At 57.2% G+C, this 24,996-nt stretch carries 29 protein-coding genes; 16 read left to right on the forward strand and 13 right to left on the reverse strand.

Annotated features, from left to right (window positions below):
• Positions 1-103 precede the first annotated feature (103 nt).
• The 6 genes from FE795_RS13150 (at position 104) to FE795_RS13175 (ending at position 4,543) form a co-directional block, all read left to right on the forward strand.
• Positions 104-661 carry a MarR family winged helix-turn-helix transcriptional regulator gene (locus FE795_RS13150; protein WP_003803134.1) on the forward strand — a complete coding sequence of 186 codons (558 nt, stop codon included), beginning with the start codon at positions 104-106 and terminating at the stop codon, positions 659-661.
• A 110-nt stretch (positions 662-771) separates the two neighbouring features.
• Positions 772-1,374: a DUF2946 family protein gene (locus tag FE795_RS13155; protein WP_003803132.1), complete on the forward strand. Its 603-nt coding sequence runs from the start codon at positions 772-774 to the stop codon at positions 1,372-1,374.
• Between the two features lie 20 nt (positions 1,375-1,394).
• Complete coding sequence (locus FE795_RS13160) at positions 1,395-1,985, forward strand: NUDIX hydrolase (RefSeq protein WP_003803130.1); 591 nt, start codon at positions 1,395-1,397, stop codon at positions 1,983-1,985.
• Between the two features lie 2 nt (positions 1,986-1,987).
• On the forward strand, positions 1,988-2,716 hold the full coding sequence (gene aat, locus FE795_RS13165) for a leucyl/phenylalanyl-tRNA--protein transferase (protein WP_131070834.1): 729 nt from the start codon (positions 1,988-1,990) through the stop codon (positions 2,714-2,716).
• Positions 2,717-2,764: 48 nt separating this feature from the next.
• Positions 2,765-3,487, forward strand: coding sequence for an arginyltransferase (locus FE795_RS13170; protein ID WP_003803127.1), 723 nt, complete (start codon positions 2,765-2,767; stop codon positions 3,485-3,487).
• A gap of 21 nt (positions 3,488-3,508) precedes the next feature.
• Positions 3,509-4,543: a quinone-dependent dihydroorotate dehydrogenase gene (locus tag FE795_RS13175; RefSeq protein ID WP_059318579.1), complete on the forward strand. Its 1,035-nt coding sequence runs from the start codon at positions 3,509-3,511 to the stop codon at positions 4,541-4,543.
• A gap of 139 nt (positions 4,544-4,682) precedes the next feature.
• Here the strand turns inward: FE795_RS13175 and phaP are convergent, their stop codons facing one another.
• The 4 genes from phaP to FE795_RS13195 all read right to left on the reverse strand — a co-directional run bounded on the left by phaP (position 4,683) and on the right by FE795_RS13195 (position 8,014).
• Entirely contained in the window at positions 4,683-5,282 is a 600-nt protein-coding gene (gene phaP, locus FE795_RS13180) for a TIGR01841 family phasin (protein WP_003803121.1), read from the reverse strand.
• 243 nt (positions 5,283-5,525) lie between these two features.
• Entirely contained in the window at positions 5,526-6,275 is a 750-nt protein-coding gene (locus FE795_RS13185; protein WP_003803119.1) for an IclR family transcriptional regulator, read from the reverse strand.
• 121 nt (positions 6,276-6,396) lie between these two features.
• Positions 6,397-7,206 carry a competence/damage-inducible protein A gene (locus FE795_RS13190; RefSeq protein ID WP_059318578.1) on the reverse strand — a complete coding sequence of 270 codons (810 nt, stop codon included), beginning with the start codon at positions 7,204-7,206 and terminating at the stop codon, positions 6,397-6,399.
• Positions 7,196-8,014 (reverse strand): EI24 domain-containing protein, encoded by an 819-nt coding sequence (locus tag FE795_RS13195; RefSeq protein ID WP_003803115.1) that lies wholly within the window; start codon positions 8,012-8,014, stop codon positions 7,196-7,198. The genes FE795_RS13190 and FE795_RS13195 overlap by 11 nt, the downstream gene beginning before the upstream one ends.
• A gap of 73 nt (positions 8,015-8,087) precedes the next feature.
• On the opposite strand from FE795_RS13195, the gene FE795_RS13200 reads away from it, so the two are divergent.
• Entirely contained in the window at positions 8,088-8,477 is a 390-nt protein-coding gene (locus tag FE795_RS13200; RefSeq protein ID WP_003803113.1) for a thioredoxin family protein, read from the forward strand.
• Here FE795_RS13200 and FE795_RS13205 read toward each other — a convergent pair.
• The 3 genes from FE795_RS13205 to FE795_RS13215 all read right to left on the reverse strand — a co-directional run bounded on the left by FE795_RS13205 (position 8,457) and on the right by FE795_RS13215 (position 10,969).
• Positions 8,457-9,833, reverse strand: a complete 1,377-nt coding sequence (locus FE795_RS13205) for a DEAD/DEAH box helicase (RefSeq protein WP_080584990.1) — start codon at positions 9,831-9,833, stop codon at positions 8,457-8,459. The genes FE795_RS13200 and FE795_RS13205 overlap by 21 nt on opposite strands.
• A 114-nt stretch (positions 9,834-9,947) precedes the next feature.
• Positions 9,948-10,283 (reverse strand): AzlD domain-containing protein, encoded by a 336-nt coding sequence (locus tag FE795_RS13210; RefSeq protein ID WP_003803109.1) that lies wholly within the window; start codon positions 10,281-10,283, stop codon positions 9,948-9,950.
• Positions 10,283-10,969 carry an AzlC family ABC transporter permease gene (locus tag FE795_RS13215; protein ID WP_003803107.1) on the reverse strand — a complete coding sequence of 229 codons (687 nt, stop codon included), beginning with the start codon at positions 10,967-10,969 and terminating at the stop codon, positions 10,283-10,285. The genes FE795_RS13210 and FE795_RS13215 overlap by 1 nt, the downstream gene beginning before the upstream one ends.
• 286 nt (positions 10,970-11,255) lie before the next feature.
• Between FE795_RS13215 and FE795_RS13220 the strand changes: the two genes are divergently transcribed.
• Both FE795_RS13220 and FE795_RS13225 read left to right on the forward strand, forming a co-directional pair.
• The gene (locus tag FE795_RS13220; RefSeq protein ID WP_003803104.1) at positions 11,256-11,468 is read left to right on the forward strand and encodes a zinc-finger domain-containing protein; all 213 of its coding nucleotides are present in this window, start codon (positions 11,256-11,258) and stop codon (positions 11,466-11,468) included.
• Positions 11,469-11,519: 51 nt separating this feature from the next.
• Positions 11,520-12,665: a YheT family hydrolase gene (locus tag FE795_RS13225; protein ID WP_131071848.1), complete on the forward strand. Its 1,146-nt coding sequence runs from the start codon at positions 11,520-11,522 to the stop codon at positions 12,663-12,665.
• A gap of 34 nt (positions 12,666-12,699) precedes the next feature.
• Here FE795_RS13225 and FE795_RS13230 read toward each other — a convergent pair whose 3' ends face one another.
• The 4 genes from FE795_RS13230 to FE795_RS13245 form a co-directional block, all read right to left on the reverse strand.
• Positions 12,700-14,193 carry a M48 family metalloprotease gene (locus FE795_RS13230; protein WP_230406193.1) on the reverse strand — a complete coding sequence of 498 codons (1,494 nt, stop codon included), beginning with the start codon at positions 14,191-14,193 and terminating at the stop codon, positions 12,700-12,702.
• Between the two features lie 17 nt (positions 14,194-14,210).
• Positions 14,211-15,065: a cytochrome c oxidase assembly protein gene (locus FE795_RS13235; RefSeq protein WP_131070836.1), complete on the reverse strand. Its 855-nt coding sequence runs from the start codon at positions 15,063-15,065 to the stop codon at positions 14,211-14,213.
• A gap of 30 nt (positions 15,066-15,095) precedes the next feature.
• Positions 15,096-15,431, reverse strand: coding sequence for a hypothetical protein (locus tag FE795_RS13240; protein WP_003803097.1), 336 nt, complete (start codon positions 15,429-15,431; stop codon positions 15,096-15,098).
• Positions 15,432-15,772: 341 nt separating this feature from the next.
• Positions 15,773-16,258, reverse strand: coding sequence for a hypothetical protein (locus FE795_RS13245; protein WP_003803095.1), 486 nt, complete (start codon positions 16,256-16,258; stop codon positions 15,773-15,775).
• Positions 16,259-16,347: 89 nt separating this feature from the next.
• On the opposite strand from FE795_RS13245, the gene FE795_RS13250 reads away from it, so the two are divergent.
• The 6 genes from FE795_RS13250 (at position 16,348) to ruvA (ending at position 21,662) form a co-directional block, all read left to right on the forward strand.
• The gene (locus FE795_RS13250) at positions 16,348-17,508 is read left to right on the forward strand and encodes an FAD-dependent monooxygenase (RefSeq protein WP_003803094.1); all 1,161 of its coding nucleotides are present in this window, start codon (positions 16,348-16,350) and stop codon (positions 17,506-17,508) included.
• Positions 17,509-17,605: 97 nt separating this feature from the next.
• Positions 17,606-18,601, forward strand: a complete 996-nt coding sequence (gene dusB, locus FE795_RS13255; protein WP_131070837.1) for a tRNA dihydrouridine synthase DusB — start codon at positions 17,606-17,608, stop codon at positions 18,599-18,601.
• Positions 18,602-18,656: 55 nt separating this feature from the next.
• A complete protein-coding gene (locus tag FE795_RS13260) occupies positions 18,657-18,896 on the forward strand; it encodes a helix-turn-helix domain-containing protein (RefSeq protein ID WP_003803089.1) in 240 nt (79 codons plus the stop codon).
• 26 nt (positions 18,897-18,922) lie between these two features.
• A complete protein-coding gene (gene purH / locus FE795_RS13265) occupies positions 18,923-20,515 on the forward strand; it encodes a bifunctional phosphoribosylaminoimidazolecarboxamide formyltransferase/IMP cyclohydrolase (RefSeq protein WP_003803087.1) in 1,593 nt (530 codons plus the stop codon).
• A 1-nt stretch (position 20,516) separates the two neighbouring features.
• Positions 20,517-21,062: a crossover junction endodeoxyribonuclease RuvC gene (gene ruvC, locus FE795_RS13270; protein WP_003803085.1), complete on the forward strand. Its 546-nt coding sequence runs from the start codon at positions 20,517-20,519 to the stop codon at positions 21,060-21,062.
• Between the two features lie 18 nt (positions 21,063-21,080).
• On the forward strand, positions 21,081-21,662 hold the full coding sequence (gene ruvA, locus FE795_RS13275) for a Holliday junction branch migration protein RuvA (RefSeq protein WP_003803083.1): 582 nt from the start codon (positions 21,081-21,083) through the stop codon (positions 21,660-21,662).
• A 272-nt stretch (positions 21,663-21,934) separates the two neighbouring features.
• Here the strand turns inward: ruvA and FE795_RS13280 are convergent, their stop codons facing one another.
• Positions 21,935-22,894 (reverse strand): threo-3-hydroxy-L-aspartate ammonia-lyase, encoded by a 960-nt coding sequence (locus FE795_RS13280; RefSeq protein ID WP_131070838.1) that lies wholly within the window; start codon positions 22,892-22,894, stop codon positions 21,935-21,937.
• Positions 22,895-23,095: 201 nt separating this feature from the next.
• Between FE795_RS13280 and ruvB the strand changes: the two genes are divergently transcribed.
• Positions 23,096-24,166: a Holliday junction branch migration DNA helicase RuvB gene (gene ruvB, locus FE795_RS13285; RefSeq protein ID WP_003803078.1), complete on the forward strand. Its 1,071-nt coding sequence runs from the start codon at positions 23,096-23,098 to the stop codon at positions 24,164-24,166.
• A 4-nt stretch (positions 24,167-24,170) separates the two neighbouring features.
• On the opposite strand, the gene FE795_RS13290 is transcribed toward ruvB, so the two are convergent.
• Positions 24,171-24,923 carry a hypothetical protein gene (locus tag FE795_RS13290; RefSeq protein ID WP_131070839.1) on the reverse strand — a complete coding sequence of 251 codons (753 nt, stop codon included), beginning with the start codon at positions 24,921-24,923 and terminating at the stop codon, positions 24,171-24,173.
• Positions 24,924-24,996 lie beyond the last annotated feature (73 nt).

The raw sequence follows: 24,996 nt of genomic DNA on the forward strand, positions 1-24,996 counted from the left end.
CGGCTCAGTAATAAAAGAAAGCAAACCCGTTTTTATTGGGTTTTGTTGATTCTTTCTAAATAACTACTGCTCTTTGCCGCGCCCTCCTTAACGGCACAGCACTATGAAATTACTCGATCTGAAATATCAAACCATCCTGAGCGAATCACAGCGCCGGGCTCATCCTAAAACCGAGGATATCGAACTGTGTTTGCGCGTTCTGTCGCTGGCCTCCAGCATTAATCGCGCCTCCAGCACTGTTTTGAACGAGTTCGGCCTATCCGAAGGACGTCTGGTCCTGTTGTTTTTGCTTAGCCGCCAGCCGTCGGGGCTGAGCCCGGCTCTGTTGGCAGAGCAGGCCGGTGTCACCCGGGCCACCATTACCGGGCTGCTTGACGGACTGGAACAGCAGCAGTTGCTGGTGCGACAAAACAATACCTCAGACCGCCGTGTGCTCACTGTTAAACTCACCGAAGCCGGACACGAATTGTGCGAACACCTGTTGCCCTATTACATCGACTGGCTCTCGGATGCCCTCAGTCATGTGCCACAGGATATGCGCCAACGCTTGTCCAGTTTGTTATCCAAAGCCTTGCAAGGCAATGAAACGCCGGAAGTCAAAGTTGAAAAGACTCACTCGCACCCCCTGCCCGGTACCCTGCAACGCAGTTATATGGCTTAAGACACCAGACCGTCTTGCCCTTGGGGCGACTGTGCTGTCGCCCCTCTCCCATCAAGGGTGGCGCCAGTATGGCTGCCACCCTTTGTTTTCCCCCCTGCCAGGCTAACTCTATGGATACCGCCGTTATTGAAGCCATGAAAAAATGGCCCAATGTCCCCGCTGTCAGCGGCTATCTTTCCCTGGATCAATCCGGCCACTGGCGTCATCATCGGGCCGGTGATGCCAACCGGTATCCCGAGCAGCCCGGTGAGCGCATCACTCATCCAGGGCTGCTGGCTTTTTTCAATCGCAACTACCAGAGCGATGAGCAAGGCCGCTGGTTTATTCAGAATGGCCCTCAACGAGTCTACGTTCGGCTGGACGCTGCCCCCCTGATCGTGTCTCTGGCCCAGGACCTGCTTCATTTACAAGACCATACGGGCAGACAAGTCGACACCATCCAGGCCTGGTATCTCAGTGCCCAGGGCACACTCTATCTGCGCACGCCTGCCGGTCCCGCCTTGCTGTCAGGCCGTGATATTGCCGCCTTGCTGGACCAACTGCGCTCAGCCGATCAGGGACTGGACAGCCTGGATCTGGGGCAGCCCTGCCACTACGAAGGCTGGACATTGCCCGCCTATCCTGATGCCTGTCCGTTGACGGTGTGGTCTTCCTGCGTGTCACCGGCCCGGGAATTGGCGTATATTGTTTTGCCAGAGCCCGATCCAACTTGAACCGCCCTCACAGAATCTGCATGACCCAGCCATCCGCCTCTTTTTATTTTCCCGCCCCTCGTACACAAAACTTTTGCACTCAATGTGGCAGCAAGCTGACACGCATGGTGCCGCCAGACGATAACCGCATGCGCGACGTCTGCGAAAACTGTGGGGCCGTTCACTATCAGAACCCTCGCAATGTGGTCGGTATCGTTCCTATGTGGAAAGACGATCAGGTCTTGCTGTGCCGTCGAGCCATCGAGCCACGCTACAACACCTGGACGCTGCCGGCCGGCTTTATGGAGCTGGGCGAGACCCTGGTGCAGGGCGCCTTGCGTGAAATGGGCGAAGAAGCGGGCGCACAGGTCGAACCCGGCCCGCTTTTTACCGTCATCAGCGTGCCCTATGCAGAACAGGTGCATGTGTACTATCTGGCCAAAGTCACTAGCGATGTGCTGGACCCCGGCCCGGAATCCCTGGAAGCGCGCTTTTTTCACCTGGACGAAATTCCGTGGGACCAGCTGGCTTTCCGTACGGTCAGCGCCACGCTGGAACGCTACGTTCAGGACCACAAAGCCGGCCGCTTCCAAATCCACGAGTTTGATATCGCCCCCCGCGACCACGAGTAATCATGGCGCTGACATGGGTCACTGCAGAACAAGCCCTGCCTAACCCGGAACATGCCAGCCCTGACGGGCTGGTGGCTGCGGGCCTGGATTTGAGCGTCCCGCGTTTGCTGCAGGCCTATGGTCAAGGCATGTTCCCCTGGTACAGCCCGGGCGACCCGGTACTGTGGTGGTCTCCGGACCCGCGCATGGTGCTGGAGGTCGACAAGTTCAAGGTTTCCCGGTCCCTGGGCAAGAAATTGCGTCAGATTCATCGACAGCAGGATCTGGCCCAAGCTCGCATCCGCGTCACCTGCGATTTGGCCTTTGAGCAAGTAATTGGCCAATGTGCAGCCCTGCGCAGCATCACCGGAACCTGGATCAGCCCGGACATTCAAAAGGTCTATACCGAGCTGCACCACGAAGGCTATGCACACAGCATAGAAACCTGGGTGGACGGCAAGCTCGCTGGCGGTTTGTACGGTGTCAGTCTGGGGCGCTTCTTTTTTGGCGAATCCATGTTTGCCTTGCAAACCGATGCCAGCAAGATCGCCCTGGCTCATCTGGTGGAGTTTCTGAGGTTTGCCGGCGTGCCGTACATAGACTGCCAACAGGAAACCTCCCACCTGGCCAGTTTGGGCGCGGCCCCCATTCCCCGCAAGGCCTTCCTGCAAAAGCTGGCTTGGGCCACAAGCCAACCCGGCCCCGCCTGGCCAAGCGGGCCCCTGCCACTAGGCCTGCCCCCAACTTGCTAGGTGGGCGCGAGCATCCCATAATGGCTCTATCACGCTTGGCAGAGTCGCATGAATTATCCCAAAGCACCCAGTCCCCAAACGCTGCAATTCTATTCCACGGCCAGTTATCGTTGCAGCTACCTACCTGAACAACAGGCACGCTCTCTGGTTGCCGCTCCCGCCCATCTGATCAACGATGCGGTGTACTCCAGGCTGGTCCAGCAAGGGTTTCGGCGCAGCGGCACCTTTACCTACCGTCCTTATTGCGACCAATGCCGCGCCTGTCTGCCCTTGCGCTGCGATACCCAGAACTTCAAACCGGACCGCACCCAGCGCCGCGCTAAAAAACGCCACAGTACGCTGATCGTGCAGGATCTGCCTTTGCATTGGAACGCAGAACACTACGCGCTGTACCGCCGTTACCAGGCCAGTCGTCACCCCGGCGCGGGCATGGATGACGATGACCAGTCACAATATGCCCAGTTTTTGCTGGCCAGCCACGTCACTTCGCGCCTGCTGGAGTTTCGCGAGCCTGACGGCACCTTGAAAATTGTGGCAGTGATTGACGTGCTGCAAGACGGACTATCTGCCGTCTACACCTTTTTCGATCCCGATGACACCGGCAGTCTGGGCACCTATGCCGTACTGTGGCAACTGGACTATTGTCGTCAGCAATCGCTGCCCTGGCTCTATTTAGGCTACTGGATCGAAGAAAGCCGTAAAATGGCTTATAAAACCCGCTTTCGCCCCTACCAGCTCCTGATGAAAGGTCGTTGGGAATGGCTGGCTTAATGTCCTCTTTTATCGATCCCCATGTCTGCCTTATTCAGCCTTTATCCCTTGGCTCGTCGGGTGCTGTTCAGTCTGGATGCTGAACGCGCGCACGAACTGACTCTGAAATCTCTGCATTGCGCCCACCAAACCCCGCTTTTGGGAAATTTGCTCAAAGACCTGCCCAGCAAACCCCTGGAGTTAATGGGTTTGACGTTGCGCAATCCCGTGGGACTGGCCGCTGGCCTGGATAAGAACGGCGCCCATATCGATGCTTTGGGAGCACTGGGTTTCGGTTTTGTGGAAGTGGGTACGGTGACCCCGAAGCCGCAGCCCGGCAATCCCAAACCCCGTCTTTTTCGCTTGCCTGAGGCCCATAGCCTCATCAACCGGTTCGGCTTTAACAACCACGGGCTGGATACGTTTATCGACAATGTGCGTAAAAGTCAGTTTCGCTCCCAAGGAGGCATTCTCGGACTGAATATTGGCAAGAATGCCACCACCCCTATTGAGCAGGCTGACCAGGACTATCTGACCTGCCTGCGCGCGGTCTATCCGCACGCAGACTATGTCACTGTCAATATTTCCTCGCCCAACACCCAGAACCTGCGCGCGCTACAGGCACAGGACGAATTGGCTCGCCTCTTGGGCGCCCTGCAAACCTTGCGCGGTGAACTGGCCCAACAGTACCAGCGCTACGTGCCAATTGTGGTGAAAATCGCTCCTGATCTGGATCAGTCGCAAATCGACGCTATTGCCGAGACGGTTCCTTCGCAAGGCCTGGACGGCATCATCGCCACCAATACCACCCTGTCACGCGATGCAGTTAAAGGCTTGCAGCATAGTCAGGAACAAGGTGGCTTGTCCGGCCCTCCAGTCCATGAATTATCCTTGAACGTCATTCGTCGTCTGCGCGAACAGCTAGGCCCCGACTTCCCGATTATTGGTGTGGGCGGGATTGAGTCTGGTCGTCAGGCGCAGGAAAAAATTCAGGCGGGTGCACAAGCCGTGCAGCTTTATACCGGCTTGATTTACAAAGGCCCTGCGCTGATTTCCGAGTGTATTCGCGCGCTGTAACACACCTGTTGCCCGCTTGACGCGGGCAGTAGCATCCTCTTTAGCAACAAGCGCACAGATTGCCCAGCATGCAATAAAAAAGCCAGCTCAATGAGCTGGCTTTTTCTTTGGCACCTGATCAAATCAGGCAAGCAAAGATTTATTTCTTGCTGGTAGCAGCGGTAGCAGCAGCGGCAGCAGCCTCAACCGTTTTGTTGCCAGCTTCCGTCACTTGAGCAGCCGCTTTCAGGCTGGCATTGGTCGCTGCCTGAATGTTGCTTTCAGCAGCATCAGCCGCCTGGCGGGCCGCTTTCACCACGGTTTCAGCGGCATTGGTCGCTGTGGCAAACGAAGACTTCAACAACGCAACAGCGCTTTCGGTGCCAGTAGGAGCATTCTTGGCCAGTTGATCGATCGCATCAGCGGCGTGCTGTTGACCTTGCGCCAACTGGGCTTCCGCAATGCGCGACAGATTCAATTGCAGGTCGGAGAAGATGTCGTAAACGCTTTTGCCGTATTCCAGAGCCTGAGCCGCGCTGGGTTTGGCCACGTTCTGCGACAAAGCCACCACGTCTTGCACATCTTTAGCGTTGATAGCCTGCTGGGATTGACCAGCCGCTTGCTCCAGCGAGCTGCGCAGCAGATTCAGGTTCAAACCAACCAGCTTCTCAAAGCCCTGCAACAACTGACCTTGAGCGGCGAACAGGTTGTTCAACGTCGCTTGTTGAGCTTGCAGTACATTTTGGGGAATAGCACTCATGATGTTTTCCTTGGAGATACGTGGCCTGGGTCAAGCCAGCGTGAAATTAGTGACTGTGTTACTAGACAGGGGTCTGAAGAAGGCCCGGCCCACTCGCAACTACGCAAGGCAAACCTTCTATGTTGCACCGCAACAATTCCACTTTAAGCGCTATCCAAAACAAAGTCAACGGGATTTGCTGCAATGCAACAAATGCCGTTGACTATGTACTCAACGCAGGCAAAACCGCCTGAAAACAAGGGTCTAGCGCTGTTTGTCGTAACCCAGGGTTTCAGAGATTTTGGCAGCGGTATTGAGTAAAACCGGTATCCAGTCGTCATGCAGACGTTCAGCCGGAGCAGACAAGGAAAGGCCCGCCAACAGCTTGCCCGTGTCGTCATACACCCCCGCCGCGATGCAGCGCACACCCATCTCCAGCTCCTCGTTATCACGGGCATAACCCAGACGACGAACCTGGGCCAGCTCACGTTCCAACAGATCAAGTTGGGTAATGCTGTTCCGAGTCGCGCCAGCCAGCCCGGTGCGCATCACGTAAGCCCGCACCTGTCGGGGCTCCCAGGAGGCCAAAAAGAGCTTGCCAGTCGAGGTCAAATGCAAAGGCGCGTGCCCACCAATGGCGCGCACCACCTGCATGCCCGAACTCTCGCTCCAGGATCGCTCCACATACACAATTTCATCCCCTTGCTGCAAGGAGAGATTCACCGTTTGCCCAGTGTACTTGTGCAGTTCACGCATCGGTCCCAAAGAGGCGGCGCGTACGTTCAGACGCCCCTTGACCAGAGAACCCAATTCCAGCAGACGCATGCCCAGACGGTACAAACCGCTGTCCACGCGCTCGACATAACGACCGACGACCAGATCATTGAGAATGCGGTGCGTCGTAGAGGTATGCAGGCCAGTTGCCGCCGCCAGATTCTTCAAGGCCACTGGCTCGGACTGCTTGGCCAGTTCGTCCAGGAGAATCATGGCGCGTTCCAGAACCTGGATCGACATCTGACCCCCGTTACTTGACGACGCGCTAGAAGGCGTAAAGGAATTTGTTGTCATTATTGGCAGAATTATGATGCAACGCAACAAATTCCATAATATGAAATGCGCGCGTGCTTGGCAAGCGCTATTTTAGCGCAGGGCTCAAGCTCCCACCCAAGTCAAGCACCTGTTGCCGCAGGTAGGCCAGGGCCTCGGCGGATGGTTCCGCCTCCCCCTTGACGCCCAGCTCAATGTGCGGCTGTCCGCCTGCCTCCCCCACACTGGGCAGGCTGAAGGCTTTGACTCCTGGCCAATGAAGCTCGACATGTTCCATAGCCGGTGTAATCCGCGACTCTGGCAAATTGAATGCCAGGAAGGAATGCTCCACCCGATGAGCTTGATGATGCAGGTCGCGGTACCGGGTATCCAGCGTCCACTCCATCATGGGCCAGGCCATCACGGGAAAGCCGGGCATGAACGTGTGATTGCGAATAAAAAATCCAGGGATCTTGTTATAGGTGTTGGGAACAATTTCAGCACCTTCAGGAAACACCCCCATTTGCAGGCGCTGCTGGTTTTCCGGCAAAGACATATCAGCACTGCCCAAGCCATTGCGTTCATTTTCAGCACAACGCTCCGCAATCAGGGCCGCAGCCTCTGGGTGCAGCGTCAACTCCACGCCCAACGCCTTGGCAGCAGCCTGTCGAGTCTGGTCATCGGGCGTGGCACCAATCCCGCCACAGCAAAACACGATATCCGGTGTTGCAAAACTACGTTCCAAGGTTGCGGCAATGGTGTCCAGATCATCGGGAATGATCTGTGCGCCCCCCAGTTGCAATCCTCTGGCTCCCAGCAGTTCAATCAGTTTTGAAAAATGTTTATCGTAGCGACGTCCCGACAGGATTTCGTCACCGATGATAATCAAACGAATAATGGCTTGATCGTTAGTTGTCATGGTCAATAAGTGGATGAGTGGTCGCAACTGCTTCTTGCTGACGCAGGCGACGTAGGTTTTCCAAAGAGAAATGCGCAAATACCAGCGCCGAGAACACGGGTAAAACCAGCCAGGCCGGCGGAATCAGGTTCAACAAGGCAAAAATCAGACCAATCAGCCAATATTGACTGCTCAGACGGGACCAAAGATATTTGCGTTCCTGCACATTGGCATGTTCCACCAGCGCGTCCACCCGCAATATCCGTGTGAGTGCAAAAACCCACCACAACACCGGCAAAATCAGCGCAAAAGGAGGAAAAATCCATAAAGGCAAGGTCAGGAGCCACCCCACTACAAACAGGGTCCCCACCCACACCGCGTTCCAAACACTGTAGACCGTGGCATTGTGTCCCTGTTTGATGACATCGGGATAATCTTTCTGCTGCAAATGCCCCAGAACCAGGGGCATGACCAGCACTGCCGCAAGGACCAGCCCCAGCACCCCTGCCAGGGGCAGCAAAATCCCAATCGCCAGCAACGGTACCAGATACACTTTCAGTGAAAACAAGCCGAGGCCCACCAGCCACTGATCGACGGACTCAAAGGCATTCCAGCCGCCGAGCAGCTCCAGCAACCAGGTCTGGATAGGAGTCCATAACAGCCAGCTCAGTAAAATCAGCCCCACGAACATGATCAGAAAGGGCATAAGCAGGGCCATCAGCATGCGTGGCTGAAATTGCGACACCAACGATCGCTTGAAGGCGGTGGAAATGCTGGCCCATCCGCCAGCAGGGCCCGAGCGCGAGGGGGCGGACGATGAAAAGGACATATGGCTCCTGCTAAGCAAATTCAATTACCCGAGTATCATAGACACAGTCACTTCTTTTTGTCTGTATGAAATTATGGCCTTGTTCAACGCCCAACATGATCTGCCCGCCCTGGCGGCCCACCTGCACGCCCAACCCGATGCCCTGTTGATTGCCTGTTTCTGTGCCCAATGGTGTAAGACCTGTCAACAGTATCAGCCCGCCTTTGAAGCCTTGGCTGCGCAGTTTCCCCAGGCCTGTCTGGTCTGGATCGATATCGAAGAGCAACCCGATCTGTTGGGCGATGAAGATATCGAGGACTTCCCCACCATACAGATCCAAAATAAAAATGGGACCGTTTTTTACGGTCCCATGTTGCCTCATATTGAGCATCTGGAGCGTCTGGTGCAAAGCATTTCAGAACGCAGCCCGGTCCTGAATGCCGGGCCTGGAGATTTGCGCGCCTTAGTAGCGGCCGCCGCCTAGCAAAACCCCCACCGAACGCTTGCGCGTGGTGTTGGAGGGCGTTGTCACCGCAGGCTTGGGGGCCGCCGCGCTGGAAGGCTCGTAGGGTTTCAGGAAAAAATCGTCTATGGGTGGCGTGTTCGACTGGTACGAACGACGTTCGCCACGCTCGTGACGGCTGGAACCCGAACGAGACGAGGACGGCGCCGAGGGCAAATCCAGCTTCAGGCGGGGAACCGGGTTCCCGATGAGTTTTTCAATTTCTTGCAGCAAATGCTCTTCGTCCGGCGCCATCAAGGCAATGGCCTCCCCGGACGCCCCCGCACGACCGGTACGGCCAATACGGTGCACATAATCTTCGGCGTTGTATGGCAGATCCACGTTGATCACGCAAGGCATGCCAGCCACATCCAGACCTCGTGCCGCCACATCGGTGGCTACCAGCACGTCCACAGTCCCGCTCTTGAACGCATCGAGTACTTTCATGCGTTCCAGCTGACTCTTGTTGCCGTGAATGGACTCGGCCTTGATACCTTCACGCTCCAGATAGCGGGCCAATTGCCCAGCGCCAATCTTGGTATTGGAGAAAACAATCGTCTGAGTCAGCTTCTTGGTCTTGACCAGATGCACCACGGCACGACGCTTGTCCTCAGCCGACATGGGGTACACCACCTGCGTGACCGTAGAGGCGGTTGCATTGCGTGCGGCCACTTCAATTTCGACAGGATCGTTCAGGAAAGTGCGTGCCAGCTTGCGGATTTCCTTGCTGAAAGTGGCCGAAAACAGCAGGCCCTGACGATTTTTGGGCAGCAAGGAAACAATACGGTCCAGATCAGGCAAAAAGCCCATATCCAGCATGCGGTCTGCCTCGTCCAGCACCAGAATGCTGACCTGGCTTAAATTGATGGTGCGCTGATCAATGTGATCGAGCAAACGGCCCGGGGTGGCAATAACAATTTCCACACCCCGCCGCAGCGCTTCTTTTTGCGGTCCGATATCCACGCCGCCAAACACCACCGTCGAGCGCAGCGGAACCGATTTGCTGTAGAGCGCGATGCTCTCAGCCACCTGATCGGCCAGCTCGCGAGTGGGCGTCAATACCAAGGCCCGCACCGGGTGACGGGCAGGCGACGCGCTGGTCGTGGCATGTGCCATCAGACGATTCAGGATAGGCAAGGAAAAAGCGGCCGTCTTACCTGTACCCGTCTGGGCTGCCCCCATGACATCACGGCCGGCCAGCACCACGGGAATGGCCTCAGCCTGAATAGGCGTAGGCTTGGAATACCCCGCTCCGGTAACGGCGCTTAATATTCCTGGGTGCAGACCGAAATCAGCAAACGTAAGGTCATTGGAGGTCGAAGGAGTTTTATCTGTCATGTACGCAAAAAGTCGGCTTGCCACGAGTGGCAAGCATTTGTAACAATCCTATTTTAACTTATGCCCGCCTGCCTCAACAGCAGTGACGAACAGGTAAGTACTCGCGTCAGGATTTTAGGGCATCAAGGCACGTATCAGCCAGAACGCCACCATCCCGGCCACGATTACCCAAACAGCGTTACGGGTACGGATAAATACCAGCACAGCTACCAGGCTGGCCAGAGCTTTAATATCCAATCGGGGGGTGTCGCCGTAAGCCCAAGGCAAAAGTTCCGGGATGATGATTGCTGCCAGAGCAGCCACCGGAGCAAAGCGCAAGGCGCGCCGCATACGTTCGGTCAGGGGCAGCAGATCACCAAACATGAAATAGCCTGAGCGGGTGAGCAAGCTGCACAACACCAACAGGGCGATTGCACCCAAAACGTACCAATCATACTGCCAATCGCTCATCACCGTGCATCCCTATGCCGTTGCAGTTGTTCTGCCGCCACGCCCGCCAGCACGCCACCCAGCACCGCAGCGACCAGTCCTAAACGCAAGGGCAGCACCTGTCCGACCCACGCAATCACGCTGGCGGTTATCAGACAGGCCCACATGGCGCGGTTGTTGACCAGCGGAATCAACAGCGCCAGCAAAGCCAGAATGGCCGCAAACTCCAGCGACCAGGAAGGCGGCACATAGGCACTGAGCACAATGCCAGACAAGGAGGCAATCTGCCAACTTAACCAGCCAGGCAAAATAATGCCCAGGTAATACCAGAGATGCTCACGCGAGCCGCGTTCTTTGGCATCTCCATACTTGGACATGAACAACACAAACACCATATCGCTGGTGATATAGCCCAGGCCCAGGCGTTTTTTCCAGCTCAGATGACGAAAAAAGGGCTGCAGGGCCGCGCCAAAAATAATGAAGCGAATATTGACGATGAAACCGGCGGTAAAAATCAGCCACAAGGGCGCGTGAGACTCAATCAGGGGCAAGGCAGTGAGCTGGGCCGAGCCGGCATACACAAACAGCGTCATCAAGGTGGCTTCAACACCACTTAACCCCGACTTGACCATGGCCACGCCCGTTACAAACCCCCACACCACCGTGGCAATCAGGGCAGGAATAAAGTCGATAAAACCGGCGCGCATATGCACACGATCCTGTGCACGGGGCAACAAGGCCGATAATCTTGTGATGGCTGACACGCCGTCTCCTGAGATGTGCTGCCCGCAAGCGCTGAACAGCGGTGACAGCTTTACTTATGATTGGCCTTATTCTAGAAGCAAAACTCGGGCACGAACATCTTGCGCAGTCGATAAGGTCAAGAAAAAACAGGCCGTGTCTTGCTACAATCGCAACTCTAGGCACGTAATGTTCGGCACCGCCGCTACGTGTACGGTATGTTTACCCTTGTCATTGTTTATCAGGAACCCTATGAGCGCCGCTATCGAACCTAAAAAAGCAGATCACGAACTGATTATGGTCGGAGCCGACGATCTGCCCGTGCACTGCCCCCGTCCTGGCAGCCCACTGTGGAACATGCACCCTCGCGTGTATATCGATATCAGCAAAACCGGTGAGGCCGCCTGCCCTTACTGTGGTGCCCGCTACCGCCTGAAAGAAGGCGAGAAAGTTCACGGTCATTAATTTCTGAAACTGGCTTCGTTGGACCCTACTGCTTCCCCCTCTGGCAATGCGATGGAACCGGGCTTGGCGCCCGGAGTAGACGCGCAACCCTGGCGTCACGCCGATCCGGTCGCCCGCCTGGATTCCAGCGCCTGTCCCCTGCCGGCCTGGCTGCCTGGCGGACACCTGCAAACCATCCATGGGGCTTTTTTCGCCCGCCATCACCACATCGCCTTTGTTCGTCAAAGAATCGACACACCGGATGGTGACTTCCTGGATCTGGACTGGACCGGGCCCGGTCTGTTTGCCGACAAATTGGCTAGCGGCGCCACAGCTCAACCTGACGCCCACTTGTCGCGCACTGCCGCCCGACGCTGGATGCAAGACCAGGACTGGAACAGCTTGCCGGCGACGGCCGACACGCATGCCCTGGTCCTGTTTCACGGACTGGAAGGCAGCAGTCGCAGCCATTACATTCAGGCGATTGCGCAATATTTCCGCGCTCGCGGCTGGATTGTCGTGGTGGCCCATTTCCGGGGTTGCTCCGGCTTTCCCAATCGCATGGCACGCGCCTACTATTCGGGTGACTCAGAAGAGGTCAGCTTTATTCTGAATACGGTGCGCACGCATCTACCCCATGTGCGCTGGCATGCGGCCGGCACCTCACTGGGTGGCAATGCCATGCTCAAATACCTGGGCGAAGCGGGCGACGAGGTTTCCTGGCTGCAGGCCTGTGCGTCCATTTCGGTTCCGCTGGATCTGGTCGCCTGCGGTCGCTATCTGTCCGAGTCCCGCATGGGGCGCTGGTTCTACTCGCCCTATTTCCTCAAAAGCATGCGCAGCAAACTGCAGGACAAAGCCCATCGATTCCCCGGCATGGTCGATACCGCACGTCTGAATCAAGCGCGTACCTTGCGGGACTTTGACGATATTTATACGGCGCCGATGCATGGTTTCAGCCACGCCCTGGATTATTGGACACGCGCCTCCAGCAAACCCTTGCTGCGCCACATCAAAGTGCCCACACTGGTCCTGAATGCCCTGAACGACCCATTCGTGCCACAAGTCAGCCTGCCCACCATTCAGGATTGCTCGGACGCCATCTTGCTGCACCAGCCCGCACAAGGCGGGCATGTGGGTTTCATCACAGGGAGTATTCCCGGCAATATGGGGTGGTTGCCCGCACGCCTGGCCCGCTTCTTTGAAACCAATAGCTGATACCGACTGAGCTCACCGGCAAGCGGCGCATTGCTCAAGAGCGGAACCGCTCCAGCAAGACGCGCTCGCTTTCCACCCGTTCGCGTAATTGACGAATCTGGGTATCCAGCTCGGACTGCTGATAAAAATCCTGCGTCAAATTACGCGCCTGCTGCAGTTGTTCCACCGCGGTAGGCAAGGCCCCGACCAGTTGATAATACTCAGCCATGGCGCGCCGGGCTTTTACGCCATCCCCGAGGCGATCGTAAGTCTGGGCCAGCAACTGGTGCAGTTGCGGCTCATCGGGCCATTGCTTGATGCGCTCCAGCAAAAATGCCTGGGCCTGATCATTTTGACCCAACTGCTGCAGAACCTGCACATAGGCCAACGCCACTCCTTGGCTCTTGGGCCAACGCTGCCATGCCTGCTTGGCCAGATTCAGCGCGCCTTGTATGTCCCGATCGGCAATCGCAATGCGAATATCCAGGGTATCCAACTCGGGAGCCTGATACTTGCCCTGCGCTCGGGCCTGTGCCAAATGCGCACGCGCCCGCTCATAGTCCTGACGTCCTTGCGCAATATAGGCCAGACCGTACTGGGCTGCCGAACGCTCCACCTCGCTTTGTGACTGATTCGTACTTTGCAGCGCCTGCTCCAATGCTCTCAGGGACTGCCCTCCTCCAGCCTGCAGCACCATCAGCTTGGCCCGGATATACCAGAATGAGGGCGTGTCCTGATACTGTTTGGCCGGCAAGCCCCGCACGCGGTTGCTGATATCCGACTCGCGTTGCTGAGACATGGGGTGCGTACTGGCGTATTCATTGGCAGTGGCCCGCTCGTTCAGGCGCGAGGCGGCAGCCAGGCGCTGAAACATCTGCACCATGCCTTGGGGCTCGTAGCCGGCCTTGAGCAGCATTTCAAAACCCAGCCGGTCGGCCTCCTGCTCAGCCTGACGCGAAAAACCCAGCTGACGATCCACCGCCGCCGCCTGACCAAACGCGGCTGCCCCCATCGCCAGATCGCCACTACCGGCCAAGGCGCCCAGCAAGGCGCCGGCCAGAGCGGCAATCAGCAAATGGTTGCTCTGTGCGCTTTGCGTAATGCCACGCGCCACGTGTCGCTGCGCTACGTGGGCGATTTCGTGAGCCAGCACCGAGGCCAGCTCGGACTCGGACTTCGACGCCGTAAACAACCCGCTATGAATGCCGATGTATCCCCCCGGCAATGCGAAAGCATTAATACTGCTATCGCGCAGGGCAAACACCGTGACGGGTTGTGCCATGGCGGGGCCATACTGGGCCAGCTTGCGACCCATGTCAGTCAGATACTGGTTGATGTCCGGGTCCGACACGTATTCAGGCGAACGCCTGCCCTGCTCCATGATGGCATTGCCCAAGGTACGCTCCAAAGCCGGCGACAGCTCGGCCCCCGAAGCCGCTCCCATGGAGGGAATCCCCACAGGCTGAGCCTGTACCGGCAGCACCGGACCGAAAGCCAGCGACAGGGCCAGACACAAAGACAAGGTGGAACGAGCAGGTCTAAACGACATGGATACTCCCGACAAAATCAATTGGCCCTGACCATCATAGCGCTGCCCGGCTTGCGCGATTCTGGCAAACGGTGACGCGTCGACAAACGCATCAACGTGCCTAAGGCATACAACAGGCCAAATACTTCCACCAAACCAGCCAGCACCCACATAATCAGGCCACCCATAACCTGATCCGCCAGGGCGTCCATACCTGGAATGGCACGACCACAGAGATCAAAAATCGGATAAAGGTCGTATTCGGTGAACGTGATGACGGCGCCCACGATCATTTGCGGCACCATCGTAATGACCGGCGAAAGTATACGCCCGCCCACCGACAAGCGGGCTGGAGGCGAAGGGCGACGATCCAGAATGAGGTTCCAGTACAGGATCCCGCTGATAACCACAGACCAGTTCATCAGACGGTACAGACGCCAGTCCAACATGGAGTAAAACTGCACCGTGGGCAGCATCCAGATCAGAACCAGAAAAACGAACAGGAAGGCAACCAGAATCGGGTTGGTCAAGATAGCCTGAACGCCTCGCCCAACAGGACGGCGCAGCCATTGCGCCAAGGCTCGACGCCCGCTCAGGGGCAGACCGGCACGCAAGGTTTGGCCGGGATAAGCCCCCATCAGGAACAAGGGACCCAGATGATGAAGAATCAAATGTTGGGCCCGATGGATGAAGAACATGCGCTCAGCGTAATAATCCAGGCGCGTGTGCAAGGAAAGGTAGAGAAGAATCAGGCCAATCCAAAAGAAGGACTGGCGCAAAAGATTGGGGCGGTGCACTTGCCGCCCCCGGACGTACAGAATAATGACCAGCAGAAAGGTCAATAGCAGAACAGGAGAGAACTCCCAGGGTGTCAGCCAGTCGAGCAAGGACATAGCAGCGCCATCCGCAAATCCAGTTGCGGTTTAGTTTATAGCAATACGCTCGCGCCCTGCCCACTTCACATTCAACACACCGGGATAATCCCGAATCAGCCGTGCGCGCTGCATCAGCTCGGCACGCAACTCGGGTGGGCAGGTCAACGTCACGCAGGCCGTATCATGCGTGTCGGAATGGTCAACCTGCACATTGGCCACACGGATACCCGCCGTATTCAGGTCTGAATAGATACGACGCCGAATCTGAGCCAGATCGCCACGTGGGCAGACAACCGTCAGGCGAGAGACGGACAAAGGAGCACGGGCACGCAGGGCAGAAGCCTGGATGCCGGCACGGCGCAAAAAGAGATCAAAAATACGCATACATTCCCCCTATTGCACATGAGCGTTGCAACACATCAGGATTCGAAAAAGCCAAGGGCTTTCTAGAGAATGAAATGGCGGGGAATTGAGGGCAGCAGAACAGCTGCCTGAGATACCACGCCCTGAAATTACCAGGACGCGGCAAGCTGTGAAGGAATCAGCGGGCCTGAACGCGCCTGGACATGGTTAGGTCGAACATAGATCGACTAGCACTGTCGCCGGGGTCGGGATTCACCACACAGCTCCTATAAAACGAAAGAACTTGCATTGTAACGTGCCCCTGCTTCCTTCACAAGGGAAGACCTGTGAAAAACCTTTACTTTACAAGGCACTTGATGTGTTTAATACACAGACAGATCCAGCCAGCCCAGGTGGCGGTACACCGCCATGATGATGTGTACCAGCCAGTACAGGCTAATGTTCACAAACGCGACGCTTGCGATAACGGCGGTCAAGACAGAAGGCCAGCCATGTTGATTATGCCGCTCGCTTTGCGGGTTGTAGAGAGCATCAAATTTTTTCGGATTGCGCAGGGCCAAGACCACCGCTTCGATTATCCCGGCGCTGACCGGCAAAATCAGCATGTTCGGGAACACATCGTCCAGCCCCTGCTTCCATGCCACCGTGCCCCCTATGGCCAATGCCGTCACCATCAAAGGGATATACCAGTAGCGACGACCCAGATACCAGCCATGCGCGCCGATCGCCCCCAACAGCAAGGACAGGCAGGCGGCGGTAAGCTGATGACGAAATGGTTTGGTCTGTTCCAATGACAAAGTCGGGTGGGGCATGCGGGGCATCCAGTCCGGGCTTGTGTTGTCAGCCATTGCTCACAGCTGTCACGGGCCTGACGGCAAATTGACAGCCACCTTCCCGTACAATACCCGAATTACTTCCTTGCCGTCATGAGGTTCCCATGAATGCCACTGACTACGACATCGCCATTTGTGGCGCCGGTCCCGTAGGCGCAGCTTTGGCGCTAATGCTGGCTGCCCAGCACCCAAATCCGTCACGTATCGCCGTTCTGGGGAAAAACTTCGACCTGGCCAGCACCGAACATGCACAGGGCGACCCGCGCACCCTGGCTCTCAATCACGGCAGCCGCCGCCTGATTGTGAACCAGCTCCAGGCCTGGCCGGAGCGCGCGGCCCTGATGCGCACCGTGCATGTTTCCCAGAAAGGACGACTGGGCCGCTGCCTGATTCAGGCTGACGAGCTGGGGGTGCCTGATCTGGGCGCCGTCGTCCATTACGACGATTTGCTCTGGGCCTTGCACGCTCGACTGCGAGACAGCGGCGTGACCCTGTTGCCCGCGCAGCAGGCGCAGACCCACAGCGCCCCCGGACAGATTCTGGTCGATCACGATAGCGGGCAGGCCACTGCCTTACTGGCCGTGCAATGCGATGGCGTCCGCCCCAAAGGGGTGCGCCGCGACTATGGTCAGCACGCCTTGCTGACCACCGTGCGCGCCAGTCAGCCTCAAAGCGGCTGGGCTTATGAACGCTTTACGGAAAATGGTCCCTTTGCAGCCCTGCCCCATCCTGATGCGCCGGATCTGTACGCAATCGTCTGGTGCAACAGCCCTGAGCGCAGCCAGTCCCTGGCCGAACTACCTGTTGAGCAGTTCCAGACCGCCATGCTGCACGCCTTTGGCGAGCGTTTGGGACAGCTGGAGCTGGTATCGAAACGCCACATTTTCCCCCTCGCCTTTCATGCCGGCCCCAGCCGCCTGTCCGAACGTCTGCTGGCCGTAGGCAATGCGGCCCAGACCCTTCATCCGGTGGCCGGCCAAGGCCTGAACCTGGGCTTGCGCGATGTCGCGCAATTGTCACAGTGCCTGGCGGCCTGGCAAGCAGATTGTCGGCAAAACCCAGACCCATTTCTGGCTCGTTACGCGCGCCTGCGTCGCCCTGATCGCTGGCTGACGGCGGCCATCACGGACACGCTGCCACGCTTGTTTGCGACCAGAAACCCATTGATCCAGCATGCCTGTGGTCTGGGGCTATTGGCCATGGACACCCTGCCTTTTGCCCGTCAGCCATTTGCCCGGCAACTTCTGCAAGGGATGCGCGCGTAAGCACACTGGCTGCCAAGGCCCCGAATCGGGGCTAACCCTTTTTTCTTCTTGCAAGTCCTTGCGCACGAACCGGTGTCGCAGGGTTAAAATCTTTCCCATGCGTATCGGCCCCTGGACCCTTCCCAACCCTATTTTCATTGCACCCATGGCGGGAGTCACAGATAGACCTTATCGTCGTCTGTGCAAGAGCTTGGGCGCAGGCTATGCCGTCTCGGAAATGGCTGCCAGCAACAAGCGTTTGTGGGACAGCGTGAAAACATCACGGCGCCTCAATCACGAGGGCGAGACCGATCCGGTGGCAGTACAGATTGCCGGTTCCGACCCCGAGATGATGGCCGAGGCAGCGGTGTTCAATATCCGCAAAGGCGCCCGCATCATTGATATCAATATGGGGTGTCCGGCCAAAAAAGTGTGCAATGTCGCCTCCGGTTCCGCCCTGCTGCGCGATGAGCCGCGCATCATCCAGATCCTTGAGCATGTTGTCAAGGCATGTACTCCCTACCAGGTTCCGGTTACACTCAAGACCCGCACCGGCTGGGATGCGCAATCGCGCAATGCTGTTCGTATTGCCCGCTTGGCCGAGGATATCGGCATCGCTGCTTTGACCTTGCATGGCCGCACCCGCTGCGACTTCTACCAGGGCCATGCCGAATACGACACCATACGCGAAGTCAAAAACAGTCTCTCTATTCCGGTCATCGCCAATGGGGATATCGATAGTCCCGAAAAGGCAAAATTCGTACTAGAGTACACCGGAGCGGATGCCGTCATGATAGGCCGAGCCGCGCAAGGACGCCCCTGGATTTTCCGGGAAATCCTGCATTATCTCGAGCATGGCGAACATCGCGCTGCCCCCACCTTTGGCGAGCTGCGCGATTGCATGATCGAACACCTGCAAGACCATTACGCTTTCTACGGGCAGCACACTGGAGTACGTACTGCCCGCAAGCACATAGGCTGGTATCTGTCGGACATGCCTGACGCCCGACACTGGCTGGATCAGATTAATCGTATCGAAAACTGTGCAGATCAATTAGAAGCCATTACTCAATGGTTTCAAGAATGCGACCTGGACCAGCCCTACCTGCAATAAAAGTCAGCCATGTGGCTCTTTTGTATTTAAGTACTTCGTATACCTTCAGAAAAAAATGTCAACGACCAACCCACTAGAACAGTCCGTACGTGAACGCCTCGAGCGCTATTTCGCCGATCTGGGCGAATCCGAGCCACGCGATCTGTTGTCGATGGTCATCTCGTGCGTGGAACGGCCTGTGCTGCAAGTTGCCCTGGAAAAATCCGCAGGCAATCAGTCCAAGGCCGCAGAAATGCTGGGCATCACGCGCAGTACCTTGCGCAAGAAGCTCAGTGCCCACAACCTGCAACCCTGATTCCTAACTCTCACGTCTCACCTTCCATGAAAATCCAGACAGCTCTTCTTTCTGTCTCCGACAAAACCGGTATTGTCGAGTTCGCCCAAGCACTTGCCCAACGTGGCGTGCGTCTCCTTTCCACAGGCGGCACGGCCAAGTTGCTGGCCCAGGCTGGCTTGACCGTCACCGAAGTGGCCCAGCACACTGGTTCGCCAGAAATTCTGGATGGCCGTGTCAAAACACTGCATCCAAAAATTCACGGTGGTCTGCTGGCTCGTCGCGACAGCGCCGAACACTTGAAGACGCTGGAAGAACACGACATTGACCGTATCGATCTGCTGGTCGTCAATCTTTACCCGTTCCGTGAAACCATCGCCAAGCCCGGCTGCACCTTCGCCGATGCGGTGGAAAACATTGATATTGGCGGCCCTGCCATGCTGCGTGCAGCAGCCAAAAATCACGGCACCCCCGAAGGCGGCGCCTGTGTCGTGATTGACCCTGTTGATTACGAACGCGTGCTGGCGGATATGGACGGCCCTGCCGGTCACCCTTCTTACGGCCTGCGTCTGGAACTGGCGGCCAAAGTGTATGCTCACACGGCCGCTTACGACGGCGCGATTGCCGCTTACCTGAGCAGCCTGGCTCAAGCCGAGCCCGCCCAGGACAGCGCCCCCGAAGTGAACACATGGCCCAATGTGCTGACTATTCAGCTCAAACAGGAACAGACCCTGCGTTACGGCGAAAACCCGCACCAAAGCGCTGCCTTTTACACAGACGGCACCATTGGCGACGGTCTGCTGGGCCGCTACAAGCAATTGCAGGGTAAAGAGCTGTCTTACAACAATATTGCAGACGCCGATGCAGCTTGGGAGTGTGTGCGCAGCTTTGATGCCGGCGCTTGCGTCATCGTCAAGCACGCCAACCCTTGCGGCGTGGCGCTGGGCGAAACTGCCCAAGAGTCTTACCGCAAAGCCTTCCAAACCGACCCAACTTCGGCCTTTGGCGGCATTATTGCCTTTAACCGCGAAGTGGACGAAGCCGCTGCCCAAGCGATCAGCAGCCAGTTTGTAGAAGTGCTGCTGGCACCTTCCTACACACAAGGCGCCTTGGACGTATTTGCTGCCAAAAAGAACGTACGCGTACTCAGCATTCAGCCTGGTCAGGCGCACAACGCCTTTGACGTGAAGCGTGTCGGCGGCGGCTGGTTGGTGCAAACACCTGACACGTTCCGCGACAACACCGAAGGCTTCAAGGTTGTGACGCAAGTTCAACCTACGGCTCAGCAAATGCAAGACATGCTGTTTGCCTGGAACGTGGCCAAGTACGTGAAATCGAACGCTATCGTGTTCTGCGGTCAGGGCATGACGCTGGGCGTGGGCGCAGGCCAGATGAGCCGTGTGGACTCCGCCCGCATCGCGTCCATCAAGGCTGAAAACGCTGGTTTGACCCTGCAGGGTTCAGCCGTCGCATCCGACGCCTTCTTCCCCTTCCGCGATGGTCTGGATGTGGTTGCCGAAGCGGGCGCCACCTGCGTGATTCAACCCGGCGGCAGCGTGCGTGATGACGAAGTCATCGCCGCCGCCAACGAGCGTGGTATTGCCATGGTCCTGACCGGCACACGCCACTTCCGTCACTAATATGCGAATCCTGGGCATAGACCCTGGCTTGCGTCGCACTGGTTTCGGAGTGATCGACGCCCAGGGGCCCAGCTTGCGCTATGTGGCCAGCGGGACCATTGTGGTCCCGCCTGATCTGCCTCTGGCAGAGCGGCTAAAGCTGATTCTGACTCACATCACGGAAGTGATTGAGCAAAGCAAGCCCGATACCTCTGCGATCGAAAAAGTCTTTGTCAACAGCAACCCGGCCTCTACCCTTTTGCTGGGGCAAGCTCGGGGTGCCGCCTTGTGTGCGCTGGCTGTAGGTGGACTGGATGTGCATGAGTACACCGCTTTGCAGATCAAGAAAACCGTCACCGGCAGCGGTCATGCTGCCAAAGAACAAATTCAGCTGATGGTACAGCGGCTCCTGCAGCTGAACGGCCTGCCTGCGCCGGACTCGGCCGATGCCCTGGCCTGCGCCATCAGCCATGCTCATCACAGCAGTGTGGTGGGCGGCCTGCAAAAAAGCGGAGCCATCACCACCGGGCCGCGCCGCCGCATTCGTGCTGGCCGGATCTTGGGTTAACTGTCCATAAGGAATGTCATGATAGGTCGCATCCGGGGTACCTTGATCGAAAAACAACCGCCCACCATCTGTGTGGATGTGGGTGGGGTTGGTTATGAAATCGATGTGCCCATGAGTACGCTCTACCAAATGCCGGAACTGGGCGCACAGGTCAATCTGTTCACCCATCTGGCCATTCGTGAAGATGCTCACGTGCTGTTTGGCTTTTCCAGCCTGAACGAGCGCAGCACGTTCAAGGCACTGATCAAAGTCACCGGCATCGGTGCCCGCACGGCCCTGTCCTTGCTCTCGGGCATGAGTGCTGAAGAGCTGGCCGATGCTATTACACGCCAGGAGACTTCCCGTCTGGTGAAGATCCCCGGTATAGGTAAAAAAACTGCCGAGCGTCTGTTACTGGAGTTGCGCGGCAAGCTGGGTGCGGACCTGGGTTCCAGCGGTACAGTCAGCGCAGTGCCCAACAGCCGGGATGACGTATTGCATGCTCTGGAAGCTTTGGGTTATTCCAGCAAGGAGGCCAGTATTGCTGTCAAAGCCTTGCCGGATGATATTGATGTGTCGGAAGGGATCAAGCAGGCACTGAAGTCGCTGTCACGCGCTTGATACCACACTGCCATGTATAAAAAAACCGGGCTGTTCATAGGAACGGCCCGGTTTCTTTGTCTATACAGGGGGCAACTTATCCATCATGACGCTTATTGATGAGATGAGGTACGGGCTAACTGCCCTATTGGCTTACTGTGGTCTGCTCGTTTGCTCGTTTGCTCGTTTGCTCGTTTGCTCGTTTGCTCGTTTGCTCGTTTGCAACTCCAGTTTGACCCGCTTTTTGAAACATGGGCAAGATCAATGCCTGCGTCTGCAACCCATTTAACGCATCAAGCAAGCAGACGCCCCAGGGCGGACACATCCACATTACCGCCACTGATCAGTACGCCCACCTTGCGACCTTGCAAATCTCCCTGCCGCATTACCGCCGCGGCCCCCAAACAGCCTGTAGGCTCCACCACCATCTTCATGCGTTCCGCAAAAAAACGCATGGCCTGAACCAGCTCGGTATCAGGCACCGTCAAAATATCCGTCACCATGCTGCGAATCAACTCAAATGTCATCGGTGCCAACGCTTGGGTCAGTGCCCCATCCGCAATCGATGCAGGCGGCGCAATCTTGACGATCTCCCCACTGCGCAGGGACTGCTGTGCATCATTTCCTGCCTGCGGCTCCACCCCAAAGACTTCACAAGCCGGAGCCATGGCCTTGACCGCCAGCAAGCAGCCCGACAGCAAGCCGCCGCCTCCTAAGGGCGCGTAGAACTGTTGCAAGTCCGGCACGTCCTGCAACAGCTCCAATGCGGCCGTCCCCTGCCCCGCGATGACATCGGGATGTGCAAAGGGGGGAATCAGGGTCAACCCCTCACGATCCACCAACTCTTGTGCAATCTGGGCACGATCCTGGGTCAGGCGGTCATACTCGATCACTTTGGCACCATAGCCACGCGTCGCAGCCAGTTTGGCAGCCGGAGCATCCGAATTCATGATGATGGTGGCCGGTATGCCCAAAAGCTTGGCCGACAAGGCGACCGCCTGCGCATGATTGCCAGAGGAAAAAGCCACGACACCTGCTTTTTTCTGCTGCTCGTTCAACTGCGCCAGCGCATTGAAGCCACCGCGAAACTTGAAAGCACCAATACGCTGAAAGTTCTCGCACTTGAAGTAGACTTCGCCATTCAGGCGCTCGTTCAAGGTGGCAGAAGTCAAGACTGGTGTACGGTGTGCCACAGGCGCCAAGCGTTCAGCGGCGGCTACAACATCAGCAAAAACAGGTAATTCCAGGGACATGGCTAAAATCTCGTTTGAAAACTCCAGTCCACATTATGGAGGATGCCTCGCAACGTGGCCTAGCCCTGAGTGCTTAAAACCGGGTTCCGGCACAAGGTGTGAAGCATGAGAGGTCTACGGCCGCTCATCCCACGCCGGTGACGGTACTCAAGCGGCTTGCGCTTGGTGTACCATACTGTATATTCAATCAGCGTAGTCATCATGGCCATTCATTCCGATTCGCTCTCCAGCCTGCCTTCTGAACAGCGCATCATCACGCCCAAGCCCCTGTCGCCCAACGAAGAGTCCATCGAACGCGCCTTGCGACCCAAGATGCTGGAGGACTATGTCGGGCAAGCCCGGGCCCGCGAACAGCTGGAAATCTTTATCGCGGCTGCTCGCCAGCGCCAGGAAGCGCTAGACCACGTCTTGCTGTTTGGCCCTCCCGGTTTAGGTAAAACCACCCTGGCTCACATCATTGCCCATGAAATGGGGGTGAACCTGCGCCAGACTTCCGGTCCCGTGCTGGAGCGTCCAGGTGATCTGGCCGCCTTGCTGACAAATCTGGAACCCAACGACGTTCTCTTTATTGACGAGATCCATCGCTTGTCCCCCGTCGTGGAGGAAATTCTGTATCCAGCGCTGGAAGACTTTCAAATTGATATCCTGATTGGCGAAGGCCCGGCCGCCCGCAGCGTCAAACTGGATTTGCAGCCCTTTACCCTGGTCGGCGCGACCACTCGCGCCGGCATGTTGACCAATCCCTTGCGCGACCGCTTTGGCATTGTGTCTCGCCTGGAGTTCTATGACGTCAAAGACCTGACGCATATCGTGGCGCGCAGTGCGGGGCTGCTTAATGTCAGCACAACCGATGAAGGCACTTACGAAATTGCCCGCCGTTCACGCGGCACACCACGTATCGCCAACCGGCTCTTGCGCCGGGTGCGCGACTACGCCGAAGTCAAAACCGGCGGCATCATCCATACCGAGTGTGCACAAGCCGCCCTGTCCATGCTGGAAGTGGACCCGCAAGGTCTGGATTTGATGGACAGAAAACTGCTGGAAGCCATCGTGCATAAATTCGACGGTGGCCCAGTGGGCGTAGACAGTCTGGCCGCTGCCATTGGTGAAGAGCGCGACACCATCGAAGATGTGATCGAACCGTATCTGATCCAGCACGGTTTTTTGCAACGCACCCCCAGGGGCCGTATTGCTACCCTGAACACCTGGCGTCACTTGGGGCTAACGCCTCCACGCAACACGCAGGGTCAGGATCTGTTCGACGCAGAATAAGTACTTAATCCCGGCGAGCCCAGGGGCGAAACACCAATAGCAAGGTAATCGCAATCGACACGGCGGCAGCCAGCAACAAGGCTGTCAGCCAGTGCAGATGCGTGAAAGTCAGCGCCAGCGTGGTGCAAAACCCCGCCAGGCTACCTGTCCCCCACAACGCTGAACGCAAGGTCGCTACCAGGCTTGCCGCACCCAAGGTTTGATGAATGGTCACCGCCACCACGGTGTAGCCAATGGGGAAGGCCATAATCAGCCCTGACAAGCTCGGTCCCAGCAGGGAGCTGCTGGTGGTCACGATAGCGACCAAAAGTCCAGCCAAAGCCCCTCTGAATATCAGCAAGCCCCAGCCCGCCTTCGCTTTGCTGCTTCCTTTCATGCCGGCCAGACGGCGCGAAACGCGCAAGCTGAACGCAGTCACAGCAATAAACAAAGCCAGGCCCAGCAAGGGCTGCACAGGCATAAAGGACAGGAGCAAGGCTGCCACCGCCCAACCTGCCACTGCACACAATAAGGTGCGCCAGGGCGACAGGGTGGGAGCACAAAGAATGATGAGCAGCAAGAACAGCTGAGTCGCGCTTAGCGAATACACGGCATAGGTTGCCGCCTGCTGCACATAATCGGCAGGAAACTGCTGGGACAGAAAATAAAAGCCGGGGCCCAATACCATGGGCAAGCCCGCCAGCGCACCACCAATCAAGGGCCCAAATACCCCGACTGACCACGAAACCAGAACAACAACCAAAGCAGTGGCGGCCATGCGAACAGCCAAGGCAGACCACGCTGTATCAAGAAAAGCAGTTTCCACGGAGCTATCTTGCAGTGAAAGCAGA

It is taken from the genome of Alcaligenes ammonioxydans, assembly GCF_019343455.1.
In the GTDB taxonomy this organism is placed as follows: Bacteria; Pseudomonadota; Gammaproteobacteria; order Burkholderiales; family Burkholderiaceae_B; genus Alcaligenes; species Alcaligenes ammonioxydans.

Excerpts from the sequence above, each read along its gene's own strand:
- FE795_RS13290 (WP_131070839.1), bottom strand. The coding sequence starts at position 24,923 with ATGGCCGCCACTGCTTTGGTTGTTGTTCTGGTTTCGTGGTCAGTCGGG.
- FE795_RS13205 (WP_080584990.1), bottom strand. The coding sequence starts at position 9,833 with ATGACAGATAAAACTCCTTCGACCTCCAATGACCTTACGTTTGCTGAT.
- FE795_RS13200 (WP_003803113.1), top strand. The coding sequence starts at position 8,088 with ATGGCCTTGTTCAACGCCCAACATGATCTGCCCGCCCTGGCGGCCCAC.
- FE795_RS13235 (WP_131070836.1), bottom strand. The coding sequence starts at position 15,065 with ATGTCCTTGCTCGACTGGCTGACACCCTGGGAGTTCTCTCCTGTTCTG.
- phaP (WP_003803121.1), bottom strand. The coding sequence starts at position 5,282 with ATGAGTGCTATTCCCCAAAATGTACTGCAAGCTCAACAAGCGACGTTG.
- FE795_RS13230 (WP_230406193.1), bottom strand. The coding sequence starts at position 14,193 with ATGTCGTTTAGACCTGCTCGTTCCACCTTGTCTTTGTGTCTGGCCCTG.
- ruvC (WP_003803085.1), top strand. The coding sequence starts at position 20,517 with ATGCGAATCCTGGGCATAGACCCTGGCTTGCGTCGCACTGGTTTCGGA.
- FE795_RS13195 (WP_003803115.1), bottom strand. The coding sequence starts at position 8,014 with ATGTCCTTTTCATCGTCCGCCCCCTCGCGCTCGGGCCCTGCTGGCGGA.
- FE795_RS13150 (WP_003803134.1), top strand. The coding sequence starts at position 104 with ATGAAATTACTCGATCTGAAATATCAAACCATCCTGAGCGAATCACAG.
- FE795_RS13215 (WP_003803107.1), bottom strand. The coding sequence starts at position 10,969 with ATGCGCGCCGGTTTTATCGACTTTATTCCTGCCCTGATTGCCACGGTG.
- aat (WP_131070834.1), top strand. The coding sequence starts at position 1,988 with ATGGCGCTGACATGGGTCACTGCAGAACAAGCCCTGCCTAACCCGGAA.
- FE795_RS13210 (WP_003803109.1), bottom strand. The coding sequence starts at position 10,283 with ATGAGCGATTGGCAGTATGATTGGTACGTTTTGGGTGCAATCGCCCTG.
- dusB (WP_131070837.1), top strand. The coding sequence starts at position 17,606 with ATGCGTATCGGCCCCTGGACCCTTCCCAACCCTATTTTCATTGCACCC.
- FE795_RS13245 (WP_003803095.1), bottom strand. The coding sequence starts at position 16,258 with ATGGCTGACAACACAAGCCCGGACTGGATGCCCCGCATGCCCCACCCG.
- FE795_RS13185 (WP_003803119.1), bottom strand. The coding sequence starts at position 6,275 with ATGTCGATCCAGGTTCTGGAACGCGCCATGATTCTCCTGGACGAACTG.
- FE795_RS13190 (WP_059318578.1), bottom strand. The coding sequence starts at position 7,206 with ATGACAACTAACGATCAAGCCATTATTCGTTTGATTATCATCGGTGAC.
- purH (WP_003803087.1), top strand. The coding sequence starts at position 18,923 with ATGAAAATCCAGACAGCTCTTCTTTCTGTCTCCGACAAAACCGGTATT.
- FE795_RS13160 (WP_003803130.1), top strand. The coding sequence starts at position 1,395 with ATGACCCAGCCATCCGCCTCTTTTTATTTTCCCGCCCCTCGTACACAA.
- FE795_RS13280 (WP_131070838.1), bottom strand. The coding sequence starts at position 22,894 with ATGTCCCTGGAATTACCTGTTTTTGCTGATGTTGTAGCCGCCGCTGAA.
- FE795_RS13250 (WP_003803094.1), top strand. The coding sequence starts at position 16,348 with ATGAATGCCACTGACTACGACATCGCCATTTGTGGCGCCGGTCCCGTA.
- FE795_RS13260 (WP_003803089.1), top strand. The coding sequence starts at position 18,657 with ATGTCAACGACCAACCCACTAGAACAGTCCGTACGTGAACGCCTCGAG.
- ruvA (WP_003803083.1), top strand. The coding sequence starts at position 21,081 with ATGATAGGTCGCATCCGGGGTACCTTGATCGAAAAACAACCGCCCACC.
- FE795_RS13155 (WP_003803132.1), top strand. The coding sequence starts at position 772 with ATGGATACCGCCGTTATTGAAGCCATGAAAAAATGGCCCAATGTCCCC.
- FE795_RS13170 (WP_003803127.1), top strand. The coding sequence starts at position 2,765 with ATGAATTATCCCAAAGCACCCAGTCCCCAAACGCTGCAATTCTATTCC.
- ruvB (WP_003803078.1), top strand. The coding sequence starts at position 23,096 with ATGGCCATTCATTCCGATTCGCTCTCCAGCCTGCCTTCTGAACAGCGC.
- FE795_RS13220 (WP_003803104.1), top strand. The coding sequence starts at position 11,256 with ATGAGCGCCGCTATCGAACCTAAAAAAGCAGATCACGAACTGATTATG.
- FE795_RS13175 (WP_059318579.1), top strand. The coding sequence starts at position 3,509 with ATGTCTGCCTTATTCAGCCTTTATCCCTTGGCTCGTCGGGTGCTGTTC.
- FE795_RS13240 (WP_003803097.1), bottom strand. The coding sequence starts at position 15,431 with ATGCGTATTTTTGATCTCTTTTTGCGCCGTGCCGGCATCCAGGCTTCT.
- FE795_RS13225 (WP_131071848.1), top strand. The coding sequence starts at position 11,520 with ATGGAACCGGGCTTGGCGCCCGGAGTAGACGCGCAACCCTGGCGTCAC.